Here is a 21,514-nt window from a genome sequence, read left to right on the forward strand (position 1 = left end):
TTCATTGGTTTGAGGAGATGATGTCATGTTGACTATTTTAGGCTTTTTAGAGTTAGTGTAATTAAATATGTAAAGTTTTGTATTAGGATTCAACATTTCTGTAACGCCTTTAACCCTTTTGAACCCTTACCCGCAGGTGATCCAAAATATGTAGATTGTCAGGATGTGCGGGGAGATGCGGATATTTTGCAAGAGTTGGGAAATCGGATGCAATTGGCAAATACAAATACTTGTCAATTGTATTCTGGTCATCGGGGTGCAGGGAAGTCTACAGAATTACTCAGGTTAAAGAAGTATTTAGAAAATCGGAAATTTTATGTGGTCTATTTTGCGGCTGATGAAGAGGATATCGATTCTGAAGATGCCCAATATACAGATATTCTCCTCGCCTGTACCCGCCGTTTGCTCAAAGATTTAAAAGGAATTGCTAGTCCTCGTCCGATACTCGACTGGTTGAAAGATCGTTGGGTAGATTTAAAAGATTTGGCGCTGACTCCCATAGAGTTTGAGAAGATGGCTATAGAAGTGCAGCTTGCTCAATTCGCCAAGTTGACCGCAAATTTAAGAGCTGTTCCTGAATTACGCCAGAAGATTCGCCAGAAAATTGATCCTTACACCGTCACTTTAATTCAGGTGTTAAATGAGTTTCTGGTGGATGCAAAACATAACTTACCTCATGGCGACAATAAACTGGCGGTAATTGTCGATAATTTAGACCGGATGGTGTTAGTTAAAGACGGCGATGGCCGCACTAACTATGAGGAAGTCTTTTTAGACCGTAGCGAACAACTCCAAGCTTTAGATTGCCATTTGATTTACACTGTCCCTATTTCAATGGTCTATTCTACCAGGGCAACTGACCTCAGAGATATCTACGGCGACCCCCAAATTTTGCCGATGATTATGGTAAACACTCTCCAGGGGGAAGTTTACCAGCCAGGACTCAAGAAAGTTAAGGAAGTAATTAACAAGCGAGTCCGGCAAATTGCACCCGAACTCTCACTAGAGAAAGAAATTTTTGATAGTCCCCAAACCTTAGACAGACTTTGTTTGATGAGTGGAGGTCATGTGAGGAATTTGCTATTGTTAACTCAAGATACCATTGGACGCACTGAAGAATTACCTGTTTCAGAAAAGGCAGTGCGACGAGCAATTACTCAAGCTAGAGATACTTATCGCCGCGCTGTGGAAAATCATCAATGGTGTCTGTTAGCGGAAGTGTCTTGTTCTAAGCGCATTATTAATGATGACTTGTATCGGAGTTTGATGTATAACCGTTGTCTTTTAGAATACCGCTATTTGGATGATGATGGAGAAATGCAGCGTTGGTATGATATTCATCCATTGATTCAAGGAATTCCAGAATTTAAAGAAGCCGTAGCGAAACTTTCATGAACCCAAATTTAAGTGATTGGGATGATGATTTACCCCCAGAACCAGAAGAAGCTTATCAAGACTTGCTTCGCGCACTGAAGCGAAAATCAGGATTTGGTTTGTTTTTTGTACAATGTACACCTGGGGAAGCAGACAATTTGATTATCAAACTTCCCCAGGAGATTCCGCAGAAGAAGATTGCAGTTTTGCGCTTGGTTGAGGCGATTGATAATTTATATCAGCCAGTGGCAGAGTTTATTAAAGACAAGCAAGTTGATATTTTATTGATTAAAGGTCTGGAATATACTTTATATAAATATGAAAAAAGAAATTTGGGGGAAATTACTGGAGGAAAATTTCAATTTAGCAGTTTAACTAATGTTCCGCATATTTTAAGCCACTTAAACCAACAGCGAGAACGCTTTAGAGATGATTTTCCAATTATCTTTGTTTTTCTCTTTCGTTCATTTTTGATAAACTATTTTATTAATCGCGCTCCAGATTTTTTTGATTGGCGTTCTGGAGTCTTTGAATTACTGACAACGCCAAAAGTAGTAGAACAAGAGTCAACTCGCCTGCTGTTGGAGGGAGATTATGAGGAATATTTGAAACTCACTCCTGAACAAAAAATTGAGAGAGTTATAGAAATTCAAGACTTGCTGATAGAAAAACATCAGCCAGAGAATCTTTATGCAAGTTTACTATTTGAACTGGGAAATTTACTGTTTGCTGCAAAGGAAGATGAAGGAGCAATCGCATCCTACGACCAAGCACTGAAATTGAAATCAGATGACCACCAAGCTTGGAACAATCGGGGCAATACGCTAGGCAAATTAGGACGGAATGAAGAAACGATCGCATCCTACGACCAAGCACTGAAAATTAAACCAGATGACCACGATGCTTGGTACAATCGGGGCAATGCGCTATTTAATTTAGGACGGAATGAAGAAACGATCGCATCCTACGACCAAGCACTGAAAATTAAACCAGATGACCACGATGCTTGGTACAATCGGGGCAATGCGCTATTTAATTTAGGACGGAATGAAGAAACGATCGCATCCTACGACCAAGCACTGAAAATTAAACCAGATGACCACGATGCTTGGTACAATCGGGGCAATGCGCTATTTAATTTAGGACGGAATGAAGAAACGATCGCATCCTACGACCAAGCACTGAAAATTAAACCAGATGACCACGATGCTTGGTACAATCGGGGCACTGCGCTAGGCAAATTAGGACGCTTTGAAGAAGCGATCGCATCCTACGACCAAGCACTGAAAATTAAACCAGATGACCACCAAGCTTGGAACAATAGGAAAATTACCGTCATAAAATTGAAATGGCAAAAATTAACTCAGGCTGTGACAGGATTTCTGCAACTGATTAGTTTTAAGCGTTGATTTAAGAGTGGCGATCGCATTACCATCTCACTTATAAAAATTTCAATTAAAAGCGATAGCTATGAATAACGAATTAGAAAGTTAACCTATCTTCAGGAACACAAATTAAATGTCAGAAAACGCCCAAGAGCAAAAAAAGCTATCTCTCCAAGAAGTTGCTAGCCTATCTTTGGCAGAACGTTACAAAATACTAGAACCTTTTATCGCCGCCACAGCCGAAGATTTTTTGAACGACCCGGAATTAACAGAATTCTCGGTTTTAGATGGTGAAGATTGGGAAACTGAGAATGACAACATAATTCATGTGGAAAAACCCGAAAGCACCCGCAACCATGACGCTTTTTTGAACGGCTACGCACCAGAAGACGAAGGACTTTATGACGACTGAAAATTAAATGCGAGCATCCTGATAAAAATCATGTCACAACTTAAAATTGACTATCCAGAAACTTTACCAGATGCCTTACAGCAAACGCGAGAACAGTTTGAACAAGAAGCAAAAATGGCGATCGCAGTTAAACTATTTGAAATGAAACCTATTTCTTCTGGTTTAGCTGCACAATTAGCAGGTATAGATAGGGTAACTTTTTTACTTAATTTACACCGTTATGGTGTAGCGATGATTGATTTAACAGAAGAGGAACTTATATCTGATTTAGCCAATGCTTGAAAATAATATAGCGGTTCTCAGTTGAGTCAGGTATAAGAACCCCACCCCCAACCCCCTCCCCGCTCTTCGAGAGGGGGCTATGATGTACCTCATTTGATTAGCAAAAGCTATATATTTGAATCTTACTCCCATTCCCTTGTAGGGAAGGGGCTGGGGGTTAGGTCTCTATTGGACTCAACTAAGAACCGCCATAGCCTTAAATAAATACCCCCCGCGAACTAATTGACAACGCATCCCTCAAAGGAGAGAGATAGGAGCCTAAACCCTGTTGTAAAATAAATATATAAGGATTCGGGGGGCCATTTAACTGGTCATAAACGCCTATAGAAACTATTTTTGGAAATCTCCAAGGTCTGAAGTCCAGCCAGCTGAAGCAACTACAGCGACTGTACCACCAGCGCATACCAGGCGATCGCATCACCACGCCTGACTTTTCTCAGCGTCTGGCAGCAATTAGCACAGAAGTCAATCAGCCTGTGTGCGCCTACATCAACCGTCGCGGACAAGTGATTCGCGTCGGCGTAGGCACACCGCGTCAAACGCAAATACCACCACTGGAATTGCCCCGTTACGGTGCAGAACGACTCAGTGGTATTCGTTGTATTGCCACACATCTGAAGCCAGAACCGCCCAATGAATCGGCACTTACGGCTATGGCACTGCAACGCTTAGATGCTCTAGTTGTGCTAAACATTACCGGAACTGGATTTACACGACGGGGAGGCGGTGCGACTGGGTATGTCAAAGAAGCTTATCTAGCTCATCTGACACCCCAAGACTCTCGCACCCTGATTCCTAGTCCTGCTGCTGTCAAAGTAGAGGAAAGCCAATTCGGCTTCGCTCACTCTAAACAAATCCAATCCCCAAGTTGGAATATATCGCCACCTCTGGACTTGGATGATCTGGCAGATCAGGATTTAATAGACTTGGTAGAAAATCTGGAAGCGGAATTCCAGCGCGAATTTATTGCCCAGGAAGTAGATGCTGACCACGATCGCGTGCTAATTGTGGGACTGATGACCAGTGAGATAACTCCCCTACAATTCCAAGATACCTTAGTGGAATTGGCACGTTTAGTTGATACCGCAGGGGGAGATGTATTACAAACAATACAACAAAAGCGATCGCGCATTCATCCCCAAACCGTAGTTGGCGAAGGTAAGGTGCAAGAAATTGCCCTAACTGCCCAAACACTAGGAATCAATCTCGTCGTCTTTGACCGCGACCTCTCACCCTCCCAAGTCCGCAACTTAGAAATGCAAATTGGTATTCGGGTGGTTGACCGCACCGAAGTTATTTTGGATATCTTTGCCCAACGCGCTCAATCCCGTGCTGGTAAGTTGCAAGTAGAACTAGCACAGTTAGAATACATGCAACCGCGACTAGCTGGTAGAGGTCGCACAATGTCCCGATTGGGTGGTGGTATTGGGACTCGTGGCCCTGGTGAAACCAAACTGGAAACTGAACGCCGTGCCATTGGGCAGCGCATATCCCGACTGCAAAAAGAAGTGAACCAGTTGCAAGCCCATCGTTCGCGGTTACGGCAGCGACGGCAGCATCGGGAAGTTCCCTCAGTCGCTTTGGTTGGATATACCAACGCTGGCAAGTCCACTTTGCTGAATGCTCTCACGAATGCAGAAGTTTATACAGCCGACCAGCTATTTGCCACTCTCGATCCCACCACGCGCCGTCTGGTGATTCCTCATGGTCAAACAGATGAACATCAGGAAATTCTGATCACAGATACAGTAGGGTTTATACACGAACTGCCTGCATCATTAATGGATGCCTTCCGCGCCACCTTGGAGGAAGTCACAGAAGCCGATGCCCTACTACATTTGGTGGATTTGTCTCACCCCGCTTGGTTGCGTCATATTCGCTCTGTTAGAGAAATCCTGGCGCAAATGCCAATAACTCCTGGTCCGGCGCTGGTTATTTTTAACAAGATTGATCAAGCCGATAGTGAGACACTGGCTTTAGCTAGGGAAGAGTTTCCCTTAGCGGTGTTTATTTCTGCAAGTCAGCGCTTGGGATTAGAAACCCTACGTCAGCGCCTTGCCCAGCTAATTGAATACGCAGTTGACTGCGGGTAAAACTTGAGTAGCGAGTTTAGTGTCAGCATCTTAATATTAGTGTCCTAAATTTTCAACTTTAGGGAAGGCAAAATCGCCTTCCCGTTTTGATTTCATCTTCATAAAATCTCATGGTATGTGTGGAGAACCATCACCTTTTATCGTGAAGTGAATTACCAATCTTTCATCCAAATTGATTGATTAAGGAAAATTACTTAAAAATAGAAGCTTATTTAATCAGGGTGATTCTACATCATTGAAGCTCAAACAAGTTTTCTAAGTGTAAATACTGAAAATGCTTATTTGCTGTGGGTGCGCTGAGAGTTGCCAAGAAAAAGTCTCTAATCTTAGCTTAAATGAGAACTTGAGTACCAACTGACAATTGAGTTAGGCATTATAAGCAATTCTCACAATCCTGTTTTTTAAGAAAATTGGTACAGACATAATACCTTAGTCAAGAGTCCAGACTTTATCTCTTGGCTAATTTTTTTTGATATTAAACCTAGTTAGCGGCTTCTGAGGATGAAGACAAACCAGGATAAGGCAGTTAGAGTCAGTGGCAAAGTTCTAAAATTAAGAAGTATTAAATCAAGTTGAGGAAATTATGGCTGCAAAAGTAGAAATTTACACTTGGAGGACTTGCCCGTTTTGCATTCGTGCCAAAAGTTTGCTGAAGAACAAGGGAGTTGAATTTATCGAATACAGCATTGATGGAGATGAGGCAGCCAGAAATAAAATGGCTCAAAGGGCAAATGGACGGCGCTCTTTACCGCAAATTTTTATCAATGATCATCATATAGGTGGTTGTGATGATATCCACGCTTTAGATAGTCAAGGTAAGCTGGATGAGCTATTAACTTCTAGCAATAGCGTGTAGGTTCAGAAAGTTTTGCGATCGCTGATATCAATACGGAGATATTAAGTACCTTAAATCACTGTTAAATGATAAATTGGCACTACAATTTATCTTCTTTAGATATCTAAGAAGACCTAATTTCAATAATTATAGGACGAGCCCATTGACAAGAAATACCAAATATGAATCAAGGTTAAAAACCATATCTTTCGTAAGGGCACAGCAATGCTGTGCCCCTACAGCATGATCTATTTACGTAGTTTACCGCCGTAGGCATCGCAGGATAATTAAGAAAAGCCTGAAAACTTCCTCAAGATCGTTAATTCACATCACGATGCATTTGTACAGTGCGTAAGTCCTAAATTAGTAAAGCAAGATCATCTGACCAGCATGACTGCAAGAAGTCAAACTCTGTACTCTCTACTGCTGGACAAGTTTCAGCAGATGTTATCAAAATATATATTAAAGGCCCGGATCACGGATAATATTTAAAGCGAATAAATGAGCTAGCGCGTTGCAGAGGTTCCCGACGCTCGTAAGCGTAGCGTCTGACTCGCTCTTTGTGGCGCTATCCGTTGTAGCGACTGGCGTTCGCCGTTGGCACTTTCTCCACGCAATCAAGCCAAGTGCCTTCCTTGTGCTTCGGCGCTCTTTTTGTAAGTTAGAGGGGTAGTGATTACACCGTCTGTAATGAATTTTATTGCTTAGGATGGTTTTCGGTTAAATAAAATTGTATTTAAGATTACAGGCAATGAAGAACTAGATTTGTGGGGAATTAATTTCTCCCCTACAACCAAGGAGTAATAATGGTTTTAAGTCAATATCAACGTGCTGTAGGCGTATTTACTCATCGTCGAGATGCAGAACAGGCACTACATGAGTTGCAAGATTCTGGCTTGGCGATGGAGAAAGTATCTGTAGTTGTACAGAATGCAGACCGCAATCATCAGATTGCCGATGAGCAAATAAAAGAGCGCACTGGTGATAAAGCTGACGAAGGTGCAACAGTCGGAGGGCTTTCAGGGGGCGCTGTTGGTGGGTTGACTGGTTTATTAGTCGGTCTTGGTACTTTAGCAATCCCTGGAGTTGGGCCAATAATGCTGGCTGGCGCAGCCGCAACTGCTTTAGTTACAACACTTGTCGGGGCAAGTATTGGTGCTGCTACTGGGACTTTTGCTGGTGCATTAGTTGGTTGGGGAATATCGGAAGAGCAAGCTAGAGCATATAACGAGCGAGTAGAGCATGGACACTATTTTATAATCGTGGATTGTACATCTGTTGAAATTGCTAAAGTAGAAGCAATTCTACAGCGTTGGGGTATTGAATAGTTTGGTATTTACGAGCATTTCAACAGTGAGTATAGAACTACAAATTATCTGAGCACGACAACTTCTGCTACTGCTATTCCTAATAAAAGTGGGATTTTGCCTAAATATGTTATTGGTTACTTTAATCACATAGATAATGCTGAAGCGGCAATTAACGATATGTATGCCGCAGGTTTTGCAGTAAATCAGATTTCCTTAATTTGCAAAGACTTTTCTCAAGTCAAAGGGTCAATAGGCGTTAATTTAAGTGAGCGCTTTGACGCTATGAGGCTAGGAATAGCAGATGAGTGGGCACGCTTTTACAACGAGCAAATTGATCAAGGCAATTACATACTCATCGTTAGTGGCACAGACAATGAGCTTGATCACGTTAGCTCTATTCTGGGCAATTATGGGGTTCAAGAGTGTCAAATTTATGATCCAATGTTAATTCGTTCCTGAAAACGAGTACCGGAAAATTTAACAATTTTGTCAGAGCAAACCATAGAGGATTTTGTGTCAGGAATTTATACTGTCCTGTCCGTCTGGACTTGGGTTTTAGTTTTGGCTTACGAGTATTGCAGGCTATTGTGTTAGCCTATTTCGGCAAAAGCTAGACTATCTCTATTTTTGGCGAAGGTATTGATCAAGTAGAGTAATTTATTAGCCAAGATAGAGCCGCTACAGGCAGTGGCAAAGTTCTAGAATTAAGAAGTATTAAATCAAGTTGAGGAAATTATGGCTGCAAAAGTAGAAATTTACACTTGGAGGACTTGCCCGTTTTGCATTCGTGCCAAAAGTTTGCTGAAGAACAAGGGAGTTGAATTTATCGAATACAGCATTGATGGAGATGAGGCAGCCAGAAATAAAATGGCTCAAAGGGCAAATGGACGGCGCTCTTTACCGCAAATTTTTATCAATGATCATCATATAGGTGGTTGTGATGATATCCACGCTTTAGATAGTCAAGGTAAGCTGGATGAGCTATTAACTTCTAGCAATAGCGTGTAGGTTCAGAAAGTTTTGCGATCGCTAGCGACAAGCCGCTGCAAATTACACGGCAGTCGCTACAATGGATAAAACAAGGCGCTGCCTTGTGTACGGGCTTTTATCCGACAAAAGCGATATCTCTCCACAAGACTTTACCCTCCAGGTTCTACTCAGCACTACACATATACCTCAATTGGTGAGCATCAAGAGATAATAATCGAATAACCATTTAATTTCTTGGTGATTGAGGTATAAAGGGTGAAACTAGCTTTTATCATTGATCCGATCCATCAGCTTGACCCGTGTCATGATACCAGCATTGCCCTGATCGAAGCAGCGCAAAGCTTAGGACACGAAATTTGGGTAACTCAGGTAAATCTGCTGAGTGTGGTGGAGAGCAAAGCTTGGGCTGTCCTACAGCAAGTCGAACTTGTACCAGTGCAGTTAGTGGAGGGACGCTGGGTAGCGGTGAATCCTTGGTATAAGTTGAGCGATCGCTCTTTAACTTCTTTAGAGACAATGGACGCCGTATTTATGCGGACAGATCCACCAGTCAATGATTCCTATCTCTATGCCACCTACATTCTGGATTACATTGACCAAAATAAAACCCTGGTGATTAACAGTCCTAGTGGTATCCGAGGGGCAAATGAGAAAATGTACGCCCTCCAGTTTACCAAAGCGATTCCAGAAACGATTGTCAGTGCTGATAAGCAGTTTATCCGGCAATTTGTCGAAGCAAAGGGAGCTGCGATTCTCAAACCACTGGGTAACAAAGCTGGGGAAGGAATTTTGTTTTTGCAATCAGGCGATCGCAATTTTAACTCTATTATCGAACTCAGTACCCTCCAAGGTCGAGTGCCTGTAATGGTGCAAACCTATTTAGAGCAGGCAAAAGAGGGAGATAAGCGAATTATCCTACTCAACGGCGAACCGATTGGTGCCCTCAATCGCCTCTCTAGTGGAACTGATTTTCGCAATAATATGGCAACTGGCGGCACAGTTGCTCAAACTGAAATTACCCCAAGAGAGTATGAAATCTGTACCCAAATGGGCGAACGCTTACGTCAAGACGGCTTAATTTTTGTGGGTATTGACATTATCGGTGGCTACCTAACTGAAGTTAACGTCACCAGTCCTACCGGAATTCGTGAGATTGATCGTCTAGATGGTACTCGCCTTGGTCATCAAGTTATTCAATGGATTGAACAAACCTACTACTTACCCATTGACAAAAAATATCATCCATGAGACATGTAAGTTGCTTTTTGTAAGAATCAATATATTCTACTTGAAAAGGAATACCGAGTATGATTCAGTTACACACTTTCTGGCTGGTTTCAGCCGCTTTGATGTTAGCCGCTTTTGGGGTGCGTGCAGATCCAGCGACAGCCCAAACTACTTATCCATTTAGCGCCAATTACGATATATTGGCAACCGCCAAAGACCTCACGCCAAACTTACAACAGATATTTGTTCCAGGTTCAAGCACTGATGCCCCATATGGACTGCTCCAAAGTAATAGCCTGAGCTACTCCCAAACTAATTTTGCTACAGGTTTCTACAGTTTCAATACTGAACCAACAGTTTTCGGCTTACAGGGGTTTCCTTCTGGCTATATCACATTTCAAGGAAGCGGCAGCAGTGACAAGTTATTTGGAGCCGCAAGTGGTACTGGGTTGATTGACTTTGCAACCCTTACAGTGAAGTCTTCTGGTACTGTCAATATTATTGGGGGTGAGGGGATATTCAGGGGTGCTACTGGCACATTAGCCTTTTCCCAAATCCAGCCACTCAGTTTACAAGTAGGTGTTGCCTTAAAAGGTCGGTTTACGGTAAATGGCTCATTCCAGACAGTTCCAGAACCAAAAACCGTTACAGCACTAATGGGTATAGGTGTGATGGGAGTTTATCTGTTGATGCGCCGACACGGACAAAGAGCCACTTCTGTTTGATCTTTGAGCGTAGCAGTATTTCATTACTAAAGTACGTCTTATGTGAGTTAAAAATTACCCAGCAATATCAAAGGTTTTAGCTTTCCCTTTAATTACCCGCTCTAGCCCTATGAACGAGACTGTGTTGTTTCAGGCTCCAACTCACATAAGCCGTAAACTAATTTTCTCAATGCTGTCTTAACAGGGCTGTAAATTTCAACTGGCGATCTTCGGTCAGGATTAATTTATCCTTTTACTGTTAGGACTTACGCAAAATATCTCTGAAACTCTGATTTCTCTGTGTCCTCTGCGGTAGCCTGCGGCAAGCCGCTTGTCTACGAGACGCACTCGCGTTTGCGTCTACGTTATTCTCTAACTTGTGCGTAAGTCGTGTTGGTTAGACAGCTTAACCAACACTGGGAATGAATACAAGTGGTGTTTTTTCTAAATTTCCGCTGTTTTTGAGCGAAGGTAGATGTAGTGATATCTACAACGGGCGTAGTTACAGCAATCGTAATTGGGCAGGTCTTCCTGTTTTTTTGTGACAAAAGCATAGCTGGATATGCGAACCAGCAGACTCCTGCCCAAATTTCTTCTATAAAGTAGCGTTAACGAATTTTTTACCAATTAGCAAAATCGGGGATGGCAACACATTGCTTACCCCTGCCTTTGGTAAAACCCTGGTGGAACTGACAGATTTTATACAGCCTTCAGCCTAACCTGAGACTCCTAATTTCATCTAAAATCTCAAATCTTTTAATTCCTTGGTGTACGTCGGTTTTTCAGAAAATCAGGTATATCCAATCCAGGTTTTTCTTTTGGTTCTGGAGTTGGGGTTGGTGTTGGTGTTGGAGTTGGGGTTGGGGAGTTAACTGCGGGTTGCGGTGTTGTTGGTCGCTTTGTAGTATTAGGTGCTACCCGAACGTTAGCCACGCTTTGTTGTACTACTGCTTGCGCTTCACCTGTAAACCCAGTGGCAATTACAGTAATTCTTACCTCACCTTGGAGCCTGTCATCAATTACGGCCCCAAAAATAATATTGGCATTGGGATCAACTACTTCATAGATTGCTTCTGCGGCAGCATTCACTTCATGCAGAGTGAGGTCAGTACCACCAGTAATATTAAATACAACTCCTCTAGCACCTTCAATAGAAGATTCTAGTAATGGTGAAGAAATAGCTGCGATCGCAGCTTCTCTGGCTCTAGATTTTCCAGAACTCACTCCAATTCCCATCAACGCCGATCCCGCATCTGCCATCACAGCTCGGACATCAGCAAAGTCAACGTTTACCAAACCGGGGATCGTGATGATATCAGAAATACCTTGCACCCCTTGACGTAGCACATCATCTGCATAGCGAAAAGCTTCTTGTACAGGTGTTTGTTCGGGGATCACTTCCAGCAGTTTGTTGTTAGGGATAATGATCAGCGTATCTACCCTACTTTTTAGTCCTTCAATACCTTGTTCCGCTTGGCTGGTGCGGCGGCGTCCCTCAAATACAAATGGACGTGTGACCACACCAACAGTAAGAGCGCCCATTTCTTTGGCTATTTCTGCCACAATCGGGGCTGCACCCGTCCCAGTACCACCGCCCATACCAGCAGTGATAAATACTAGGTCTGCACCCTCTAAAGCTGTAGCAATTTCATCCCGTGATTCCTCAGCTGCCTTTTGACCGATGGCAGGATTACCACCTGCTCCTAAACCCCGCGTTAGCTTCTGTCCAATTTGCAATCGACTTGGAGCGCCAGCTAAGGTAAGAGCTTGGGCATCAGTGTTAATTGACCAAAACTCTACCCCAGAGACATCAGAATCGATCATCCGGTTAACAGCATTGCCACCACCACCACCGACACCAATCACTTTGATGTTGGCGACCCGACCAGGAACAATCTCGCCAATTCGGCTATTTTCTGGAGAAATCTTCTTATTATCGTGATTTTGTCCGAAGTTCAGCCCAGAGTTATTAAAGGGATTAGTCGAGTTAACTGCCAGAGAGAATCCCGGCTGTCCCGCAGATTGGGAATTTTTATAGGTAAGTCCTTGGTTATTATCAAGTGTCATTGGATTTCTGAAAGGGTAGATAAACGACTTTTTCAGGTGTTATTCACCTCAGAGTCAACTTTAGTTTGACAGTGCCACAATACTATGGAACTGTTCTTTATTGTTTTCACTACTGCCAAGCCTAACAGAATTGGCAGTGCGAAAATTTGCTATGGGATAAGCTTTTAACACAGCCGATCGCACAGCCAATTCTAGAGAAGTATACCGACATTTATCTAAAAGTGACCTGTATAACTTCAACCAGACATTAATCTCTTTATTCTTCTGGCCGGAGGGCATAACTTCTAAAGACATACTATAGCGCCTCTTCTCTGTCTCAATAATAATATTGTTAATAGGTTTCACCATTGGGGATGATTGCAACTTTAGACACAAAACTTACGTTCTACTTACTTATCCTGAAGCTGAAACTCAGCAATAATTTACTTGTCAGACTATACCTGATTAACTTGTTCAGAAGTTAATGCCGATTTTCGTGCAGTTTACCGGGAAACTGAAAATAATAAATATATTTATCAGCATAAAGCTTCTTAATTTACTAGGAGCTATCAATACATTAAACATACTAGATGTTTTTAGGGATTTTGGGAGTTAATTTTTGGTCTTTTTGGTTCATTTGTACTAAAGGAAATTCGGGATTTTTCAGATCAATATACTCTATTTGGCCGGAATCGAGTTTTGTTGCTAAATGGCGCATTTGGCCAAGTACCTTAATTTGTTCCGACACCTGGGGGCTTGGAACGCCGAGATGCACATTTCCTAGTTCTGTTTTCAAAATTAAATTTGTTGGATTTCGACAATCAATTTCCATCACTTCCACCGGACTTTGGCTGACAGCTTGATGAAGTTGAGTCCAGTAGAGGCAGTATTGTTTTGGCGATCCAATTACTCTGAGATTAGGTAATTTGCTCGTGGGATTCAGTAATGTGTATTTTTCTAAAGGCATCCAGACCCCACTTGCATCTAGTAAGCCGATTATTACTTTTTTGTTGCTAAGTGTTTGAGTTACCGCTACAGGTACTCGTTCTTGGATTTCAATGGTTAACCCAGGAGGAAACAGGCGGCGTCTGACGATCGCTTCGGCAATAGTTGGTTGTTTCTTCAAAGAGTTAGCGATCGCTGACGGTTCAATCCGCCACAAAGACTGAGGGTAAGATAGCATCAGCAGCGACTGAGCTGTTTCATCCGACAGTAATTTATTGCCTGATTTCATCACTATTTGTTTAGGAGCTTTTAGTATCCACACTGGCTGGAGTACTATCCATAGCAATCCACTCGCCAAACCAATAATCGCAAAGGTTCGCCAAATAGCCTGAATAATTCTCATCCGCCGCCGACGACGTAATTTCTGACGACGCTGGGCTAGATTCGTGCGCGAAACTGATATTATGCCAGCCATTCAAACCCCTTTCTGGTTGCAATCTAAATTCCTGGACGCGATCAGATGATGATTAACACATCCCCCGGCTTCAAGCTGGGGGTAAATCGAAGTCATTAGTCATTAGTCATTAGTACCAATGACTAATGACTAATGACAATGGAAAGGCGGGCGGCTATTCCAGACACCCAAGAATGTTGGGATGAGATTCCCGCCGATTTTCGTTAATTTCACTAAACCGTGTAGGCATCTGTTAGCCGATCTCCTCAAGACTTTTTTATTTTTAGTAACACTTTACACTAACTACACAAGCATTATGGCGCTAGCGATCGTTCCGATTAAAGTTTCCGGTGTCCATTTTTAACTGACTGTAGTCTTTTTGACAAGTTATTTTTGAAGCTTTTTTCTCTAAAGATTACAAAATATTAATTTAGATGTTTAGGATTTTCTTTTCTTGACAAATAGAATCTAAGATGATATGCCAACATTCCTAAATCTCTGTGTCCTTTGCTATAATTCATACTAGTCCTACTCATCAGTTATCCAAACTGAGAACCATGTTAGCTTGTAGCTTTTTTTACTGATTTCCTAATGCTTAAAGGTTTGTGGCAGGTCAAACAAAAACTAGAGATTGTCAAAACCTGAATATCAGGTGTAAAACAGGACAGATATGCTTAAGGCTATTAGAGTTGAATGGCACTTACTAAATCGCTGGATTTAGATCCCCGACTTCTTCAAGAAGTCGGGGATCTGGGCAGCAACTTTTGCTTAAGTAAGTGATATTCGTTATTATGCTCAATTAAATCTCTACGATACTACTGACAGTGATCCTGCGCCAGGTGCTGTCCTTTGTAAGACACTACCAACTTGCAAGCTAATCCTATGCCTACATCTCTGACAGAGATTAGTTGTATAAAAATACGAATTAAACTGCATCTACATACACATCTAAATACATGAAAACGACATTAAACTTATCACGTTTTTATAAAGCATGTAACCCCAGCTACACGCTAAATACAAGTAACGTCCTAGATCGGCAGTATTACATAGATTTTGCTGATGTACGTGGTTGCAAGATTGTGGAAGAATTGCAACGGACTATTGTTCGGATTTCTCCTGATGAGCCAACCTGCCAGTTATTTACGGGCCATATTGGCTGCGGTAAGTCAACGGAATTGCAGCGCCTGAAGACAGAACTGGAAGTGGCAGGATTTCATGTGGTTTATTTTGAGTCCAGTCAAGACTTAGACATGGCGGATATTGATGTCAGCGATATTTTGCTGAGTGTAGCGCGTCAAGTCAGTGCCAGTTTAGAAGGCATTAGCATCAAACTCAAAGCTGGTTACTTTACCAATTTGCTTAAAGAAGTAGGCGATTTTTTGCAAACCCCCATAGAGCTTTCTGGACAAGCAGAGTTATCCTTGGGTATTGCCAAAATTACTGCCAAAACCAAAGACAGCACCCAGATGCGTAATCAACTGAGGCAATATCTGGAACCACGCACCAATAGTATTTTGCAAGCGATTAACGAAGAAATTTTAGAAAAGGCTGTTGAACAGCTAAAGCTGCGGGGTCAAAAAGGACTGGTAGTGATTGTAGATAATTTGGATCGAGTGGATATGCGTCCCTTAGCATCGGGGCGATCGCAACCAGAATATCTTTTCATCGACCGAGGTGAACAGTTACGCCGCCTCAAATGCCACCTAGTTTACACAATTCCCCTAACGTTAATTTTCTCCAATGAGTACGAGACACTGAAAAATCGTCTGGGGGGAGGGATTGCGCCAAAAGTACTGCCGATGGTATTAGTGCGGCAAAGAGATGGTAGTGACTACGAACCAGGGATGTCACTAGTACGCCAGTTAGTTCTAGCAAGAGCTTTTCCAGAAGTTCCTTTGAATGAAAGGCTTTTATTAATTACAGAATTATTCGATCATTCCCAAACTTTGGATCGTCTATGTCGCGTTAGTGGTGGTCACATTCGTAACTTATTGGGTTTACTCTATAGCTGCCTGCAACGACAAGATCCGCCTTTTTCTAAGGAGTGCTTAGAAGCCGTGATTAAGGACTACCGCGACGATCTGCTATTAGCTATTGATGAATCGCAGTGGGAACTATTGTTTGAAGTAGTGCAGCAGCAGAGAGTTAAAGGTGAGTCTGACTATCAGAGCTTACTAAGAAGCATGTATCTGTTTGAATATCGTGATTCTCTGGGGCGTTGGTTTGGCATCAGTCCAGCCTTAGCAGAAACAAGAAAAGTTTTGACTTGGCAAGAAAACAAGTAACAGTCCTGGGTGAGTCAATTGTCATTAGTCATTCGTTATTAACCGAATGACCAATACCCAATACCTAATGCCCTATACCCCATGCCCAATAACCAATGAAGAATGACAAGCAGCTAGGTGTCTATACCAAAGAAAATCAGCAGAATTTGCAAAGACTAATTAGAGCGATCGCGCTTTCTGAAGGTCAGTTTGCTCTGATTTTAATTCGATGTAACTATAGGCAATTACGTGAGCAAATGTTAGAAAATATTCGCTCCATCAGCAAGGACATTAATATCAGAGAAATCGTTCTCAAGCCATCAACTACTTCTTTACACAGCACAATAATATCAGAACTATCTTTAGATAATCCTGCTGTCCTTACAGACTCTTTGCCATCTGCTGTGATGATTTTCGGTATTGAGTCAACTACTGACCTGAAAAACTTAATTACAGGCATCAACCAAGCAAGAGATATCTATGCCGCAACTTTTCCATTTCCAGTAGTGTTCTGGCTAGAAGATGAAGTGGCATCATTACTTTCAAGATTAGCCCCTGATTTCAAAAGCTGGGCTGTAACCACTATTAAATTTGAAATGGCAAAAGCAGATTTATTTACTTTGATCCGTCAAAAGGCAGAATCTGTACTTGCCAACGTTTTAGAAGCAGATCCCGAAACATTATTATCTAATACTTTCCTAGATTTAGTTCCCAAATCCCAACACCATTACCAGGAAATAGAATCAGCCCGTAATGATTTGCTGCGCCTGTACGGACTTCAATTAACACTAAGATTAGAAGCTAGTTTAGAATTTATGTTAGGGCGAGAGAAATACGCCAAGAATCAAATTAATGGCGCTTTAGCCAATTATCAAAGAAGCCTACTGTTATGGCAGCAGGAAGAAAGGAGAGTAGCAGAGTCGGTGAATAATTCTTCTTTCCTCCTTTCATATCCTCATTCTACCCCTTCCTCGTCTTTACTCAATAAAGCAATAGTCGTATTCCACCTGGGGCTGTGTTATCAACGAATGGCACACTTATATCAGAATACTAATAGTAGCTATTGCCAAAATGCTCTCTCGTGGTTTAAACAATGCTTGGAGCTATTGGAAGAGCTAAAAAGAGAAGACTTAGTTGCTAAATTTATTTTACCTGCTTGTGAAATGCTGCAATGTTTACAAGCTTGGGGTGACTTAAAAGAATTAGCTCAAAAGTCATTACATCTACATAAAACTTATGGAACTCCGGCACAAATTGCTGAAGATTATGGTTTTTTGGCAAATGTGGCGGCTTCTGAGTCGAATTGGGTACTGGCTCATGAATTAGCGAATACAGCACTTTCTATCTCTGAAGAAGCAACAGAAGTTTGTCTGCGAGATGCTTGGCGAAAACGACGACAAGAAAGTTGGTATCTTCTCTTGCTAGCACGTGCACAGCAGCATCTGGGTAAGTGGGAGGAAGCTATCAATAACCTGGAATGGGCGAGGGTAGTTTGTGAGCTACAACATGAGCCATCACTTTACTTAGAGATTTTAGAGGAACTGCGATCGCTTCACTTTTTTGAGCGTCATGACTATACAGAAGCCTTTAAGCTGAAGCAAGAAAAAATTAAAATAGAACATCAGTATGGCTTGCGTGCCTTCATCGGGGCAAGTCAATTGCAGCCGCAACGCCCCAGAATTAACCCAGTACTAGAATCTCACAAAACACCGTTTATTCCTGAAGAAATTGCCCAAGAAATATCTGCTTCTGGACGTCAACAAGATGTCAATCGTTTAATTGAAAGAATTGCCCGGGCTGACTACAAACTCACAGTAATTTATGGGCCATCAGGTGTAGGTAAAAGTTCAATTCTCAAAGCTGGTTTAGTTCCAGCACTTAAGGGAAAAGTTATCGGTGAACGCACTCATATACCTATTGTTTTGTCTGTTTATACTGATTGGATTACAATCTTCATAAACAGTATAAATCAAGAGCTTGTATACACAGGAATATCGGTTAATCTTGGCTCTACAGCTACTATGCTGCTAGAAAAGATTCGGTTAGCATCTGAGCGCAATTATACAATAATTATTATATTAGACCAGTTTGAAGAATTTTTTTTCATTACTAATCCTTCTACAGAAAGAATAGAATTTTACAAATTTTTTAGTGAATGTTTAAATATTTCATTTGTCAAAATTATTATTTCATTAAGAGAAGATTATTTACATTATTTATTAGAATTTGAACGTTTGAGCCAGAAAAATAGTACAAGATTATATGATTTAGGCATAATTAATAAAAATATTCTTGATAAGGACATCCGCTACTATTTAGGAAATTTCTCTAGCCAGGATGCTAAAGCCATAATTCACAGTCTCACTCAACGTTCACATTATAAACTGAATGAGGAATTAATTAACCGATTAGTACAGGATTTGACAGGAGAACAAGACGAAGTACATCCAATTGAATTACAAATAGTCGGTGCTCAACTACAAACAGAAAACATTACCACACTCGCACAGTATAAACTTTGCGGTGGCTCGACAAAATTGGTGGAACGCTGGCTTGGGGAAGTTATTAAAGACTGCGGTCAGGAAAACGAAGAGTTAAGTTGGAAATTATTATTTGAATTAACTGATCAAAAGGGGAGGCGACCGTTAAAAACTAAAGCTGATTTAGCGGCGGCATTAGTTAATAATACTCATATAGATACAATATCAAGCTTTGACACCGTTGGGGAACTGATTTTAGAAATATTAGTGGGTTCAGGGTTGGTGTTGCAAACCAGAGAAAAGTTAGGCGATCGCTACCAGTTGGTTCACGATTATTTAGTTGAACCAATTCGCCAAAAGAACAATTATGGTATGGTCGCCGAATTAGAAAAAATCAAACTTGAAAAAAATAGAGCTGAAGTAGGCCAAAAAGTTAGTCAACACCAACTCAATTTGGTGTTGCAACGGCGACTGCGGGAAGCACGGATTGCAGGCGCAATCCTGGCAATCATGGGGGGAACAATCGCAGCATTATGGTGGCAAGCCGACTTGCAAAAAAGAGCAGCAATTCGCCAAACTCTACGAGCTGAACACAGTGAAACCAACTTTAAAATTAGTGCGATCGCTGCTGCTAGCGAAGCTTTGTTTGCCTCTAATAAAGAGTTTGATGCCCTATTAGAAGGTTTGCGGGCTTGGAGAGGACTTAAACAGGGAGATGGAGTGGAACCAGATACCCGAATGCGAGTGGTGACAGCCCTGCAACAGGCAGTTTATGGGGTAACAGAGGTTAACCGACTGGAAGGGCACACGGATATTGTCTGGGGAGTAGCTTTCAGCCCAGATGGTCGGTTGCTAGCATCAGGTAGCCGAGATCAGACGGTGAAACTTTGGCGTCCTGACGGAACCTTACTCCAAACCCTCAAAGGTCACACTGATGCTGTCACCTGTGTAAGTTTTAGCCCTGATGGTCAAACCCTAGCCTCCGCCAGCCTCGACAAAACAGTGCAAATCTGGCATAAAAACCCGGTTACAGGTGAATTTGACCCCAAGCCATATAAAACCCTCAAAGGAGATGGGGATTGGGTTTATAGCGTTAATTTCAGTCCTGATGGGGAGTTGTTAGCTACTGGTAGTAAGGATACAACCGTAAAACTCTGGCGCAAAGACGGCAGCTTAGTAAAAATACTCAGAGGACATCGAGGGTGGGTTAACTGGGTAAACTTCAGTCCCGATGGTCAATTCATCGCCTCAGCCAGCGACGACAAAACAGTGAAAATCTGGCGACGGGACGGTAGCCTCGTTACAACTTTACAGGGACATCAGCAGGGTGTAACTGTGGCTATTTTCAGCCCAGACGGTAAATTTTTGGCCTCAACAGGTAGAGATCAGACAGTGAAACTTTGGCGGCGGGAAAGTAACAACACTAAAAACGGTTTTGACTTTCGTCCTTACAAAACTTTACGACACCATAGTAATACAGTGTGGAGTTTGAGCTTTAGTTCCGATAGTAAAAAGTTAGCTTCCGCAAGTGAAGACAAAACCATAAACCTTTGGAGTATCACTGGTAATTTACTCAAAACCTTCAAAGGACACAGTGATGCTGTTGTCAGCGTAGCTTTCAGTCCAAATAATAAATTGCTGGCCTCAGGAAGTTTTGACAAAAGCGTGAAACTATGGAGTTTAGATGCGCCAACACCGTCTATTCTTCAAGGGCATCGCAAGCGAGTTTTGAGCGTTGCTTGGAGTCCCGACGGTCAAATGCTAGCTTCTGGTAGTAGCGATCGCACTATCAAACTTTGGCAACGATACACCAGTAATGGCGAGGTCAAAACCCGACTTTACAAAACTTTAGTGGGGCATACAAATCAAGTTACTAGTATCAGTTTTGACCCAAAAGGTGAAATATTGGCCTCAGGAAGTTTTGACAAAACAGTGAAACTCTGGCGGCTGGACGGTACTTTAATCATGACTCTCTACGGACATACCGATAGTGTGACCAGCGTGAATTTCAGTCCTGATGGTCAGCTTTTGGCATCAGCTAGCAAAGATAAAACAGTGAAACTTTGGAACCGTCAGGGCATATTGCTCAAAACCTTAGTGGGGCATCAGGGTTGGGTAAATAGCGTAAACTTCAGCCATGATGGTCAGGTTTTAGCCTCTGCCAGTGATGACCGAACTGTTAAACTTTGGCGTCGGGATGGTACTTTGCTCAAAACTTTTTCGCCCAATGACAGCTGGGTGATGGGTGTCAGCTTTAATCCCACTGACGAGTTATTGGCTTCTGCTAGTTGGGATAACACCGTGAAACTGTGGCGACGGGATGGGACGTTGTTAAAAACTTTATTAAAAGGGTACAGCGATAGCATCAATGCCGTAACTTTCAGCCCCAACGGTGAATTACTCGCCGCCGCCAGTTGGGATAGTACAGTGAAACTTTGGAGTCGTGACGGCAAATTAATTAAAAGTCTCAATGGGCATCGCGCTGCGGTATTAAGTATCAGTTTTAGCCCAGATGGTCAAACATTAGCATCAGCTAGTGATGACAAGACGATAATTCTGTGGAATTTAAATCTTGATCATCTGCTTGTTCGTGGTTGCGACTGGGTAGACGATTACCTCAAGCACAACCGCAATCTGGAGAAGGGCGATCGCCTTCTTTGTGAAGGCATAACCAGTACAAACCCTTTTTAACTATGAATTACGTTAGCGT

16 protein-coding genes are annotated in these 21,514 nt (G+C 42.1%); 13 read left to right on the top strand and 3 right to left on the bottom strand.

Features of this window, described 5'->3' with window-relative positions; genetic code table 11:
* Window positions 1-165 precede the first annotated feature (165 nt).
* The 11 genes from HWQ38_RS33205 (at window position 166) to HWQ38_RS33255 (ending at window position 10,633) form a co-directional block, all read left to right on the top strand.
* The gene (locus HWQ38_RS33205; protein WP_292802382.1) at window positions 166-1,395 is read left to right on the top strand and encodes an AAA family ATPase; all 1,230 of its coding nucleotides are present in this window, start codon (window positions 166-168) and stop codon (window positions 1,393-1,395) included.
* Entirely contained in the window at window positions 1,392-2,783 is a 1,392-nt protein-coding gene (locus tag HWQ38_RS33210; protein WP_292802385.1) for a tetratricopeptide repeat protein, read from the top strand. The genes HWQ38_RS33205 and HWQ38_RS33210 overlap by 4 nt, the downstream gene beginning before the upstream one ends.
* A gap of 109 nt (window positions 2,784-2,892) precedes the next feature.
* Window positions 2,893-3,171, top strand: a complete 279-nt coding sequence (locus HWQ38_RS33215) for a hypothetical protein (RefSeq protein ID WP_292802388.1) — start codon at window positions 2,893-2,895, stop codon at window positions 3,169-3,171.
* Between the two features lie 27 nt (window positions 3,172-3,198).
* On the top strand, window positions 3,199-3,453 hold the full coding sequence (locus tag HWQ38_RS33220) for a UPF0175 family protein (RefSeq protein ID WP_292802541.1): 255 nt from the start codon (window positions 3,199-3,201) through the stop codon (window positions 3,451-3,453).
* A gap of 323 nt (window positions 3,454-3,776) precedes the next feature.
* A complete protein-coding gene (gene hflX, locus HWQ38_RS33225) occupies window positions 3,777-5,546 on the top strand; it encodes a GTPase HflX (protein ID WP_292802544.1) in 1,770 nt (589 codons plus the stop codon).
* Between the two features lie 583 nt (window positions 5,547-6,129).
* Window positions 6,130-6,402 (top strand): glutaredoxin 3, encoded by a 273-nt coding sequence (gene grxC / locus HWQ38_RS33230; RefSeq protein WP_292802391.1) that lies wholly within the window; start codon window positions 6,130-6,132, stop codon window positions 6,400-6,402.
* Between the two features lie 785 nt (window positions 6,403-7,187).
* Window positions 7,188-7,709: a general stress protein gene (locus tag HWQ38_RS33235; protein ID WP_292802394.1), complete on the top strand. Its 522-nt coding sequence runs from the start codon at window positions 7,188-7,190 to the stop codon at window positions 7,707-7,709.
* 96 nt (window positions 7,710-7,805) lie between these two features.
* Window positions 7,806-8,150 carry a hypothetical protein gene (locus HWQ38_RS33240; protein WP_292802397.1) on the top strand — a complete coding sequence of 115 codons (345 nt, stop codon included), beginning with the start codon at window positions 7,806-7,808 and terminating at the stop codon, window positions 8,148-8,150.
* 276 nt (window positions 8,151-8,426) lie between these two features.
* Window positions 8,427-8,699 (top strand): glutaredoxin 3, encoded by a 273-nt coding sequence (gene grxC, locus HWQ38_RS33245; protein WP_292802391.1) that lies wholly within the window; start codon window positions 8,427-8,429, stop codon window positions 8,697-8,699.
* 237 nt (window positions 8,700-8,936) lie between these two features.
* Window positions 8,937-9,929, top strand: a complete 993-nt coding sequence (gene gshB, locus HWQ38_RS33250; RefSeq protein ID WP_292802399.1) for a glutathione synthase — start codon at window positions 8,937-8,939, stop codon at window positions 9,927-9,929.
* 59 nt (window positions 9,930-9,988) lie between these two features.
* A complete protein-coding gene (locus HWQ38_RS33255) occupies window positions 9,989-10,633 on the top strand; it encodes a PEP-CTERM sorting domain-containing protein (protein ID WP_292802401.1) in 645 nt (214 codons plus the stop codon).
* A gap of 735 nt (window positions 10,634-11,368) precedes the next feature.
* Here the strand turns inward: HWQ38_RS33255 and ftsZ are convergent.
* The 3 genes from ftsZ to HWQ38_RS33270 all read right to left on the bottom strand — a co-directional run bounded on the left by ftsZ (window position 11,369) and on the right by HWQ38_RS33270 (window position 14,078).
* The gene (ftsZ, locus tag HWQ38_RS33260) at window positions 11,369-12,679 is read right to left on the bottom strand and encodes a cell division protein FtsZ (RefSeq protein WP_292802403.1); all 1,311 of its coding nucleotides are present in this window, start codon (window positions 12,677-12,679) and stop codon (window positions 11,369-11,371) included.
* A 60-nt stretch (window positions 12,680-12,739) separates the two neighbouring features.
* Window positions 12,740-12,973, bottom strand: coding sequence for a hypothetical protein (locus tag HWQ38_RS33265; protein ID WP_292802406.1), 234 nt, complete (start codon window positions 12,971-12,973; stop codon window positions 12,740-12,742).
* 271 nt (window positions 12,974-13,244) lie between these two features.
* Window positions 13,245-14,078, bottom strand: coding sequence for an FtsQ-type POTRA domain-containing protein (locus HWQ38_RS33270; protein ID WP_292802409.1), 834 nt, complete (start codon window positions 14,076-14,078; stop codon window positions 13,245-13,247).
* 935 nt (window positions 14,079-15,013) lie between these two features.
* Between HWQ38_RS33270 and HWQ38_RS33275 the strand changes: the two genes are divergently transcribed.
* Both HWQ38_RS33275 and HWQ38_RS33280 read left to right on the top strand, forming a co-directional pair.
* Entirely contained in the window at window positions 15,014-16,345 is a 1,332-nt protein-coding gene (locus HWQ38_RS33275) for a P-loop NTPase fold protein (RefSeq protein WP_292802412.1), read from the top strand.
* 95 nt (window positions 16,346-16,440) lie between these two features.
* Window positions 16,441-21,495, top strand: a complete 5,055-nt coding sequence (locus HWQ38_RS33280; RefSeq protein WP_292802414.1) for a hypothetical protein — start codon at window positions 16,441-16,443, stop codon at window positions 21,493-21,495.
* The last annotated feature ends 19 nt before the right edge of the window (window positions 21,496-21,514 follow it).

This window comes from Nostoc sp. NMS7, from assembly GCF_017115085.1.
GTDB lineage: Bacteria > Cyanobacteriota > Cyanobacteriia > Cyanobacteriales > Nostocaceae > Nostoc.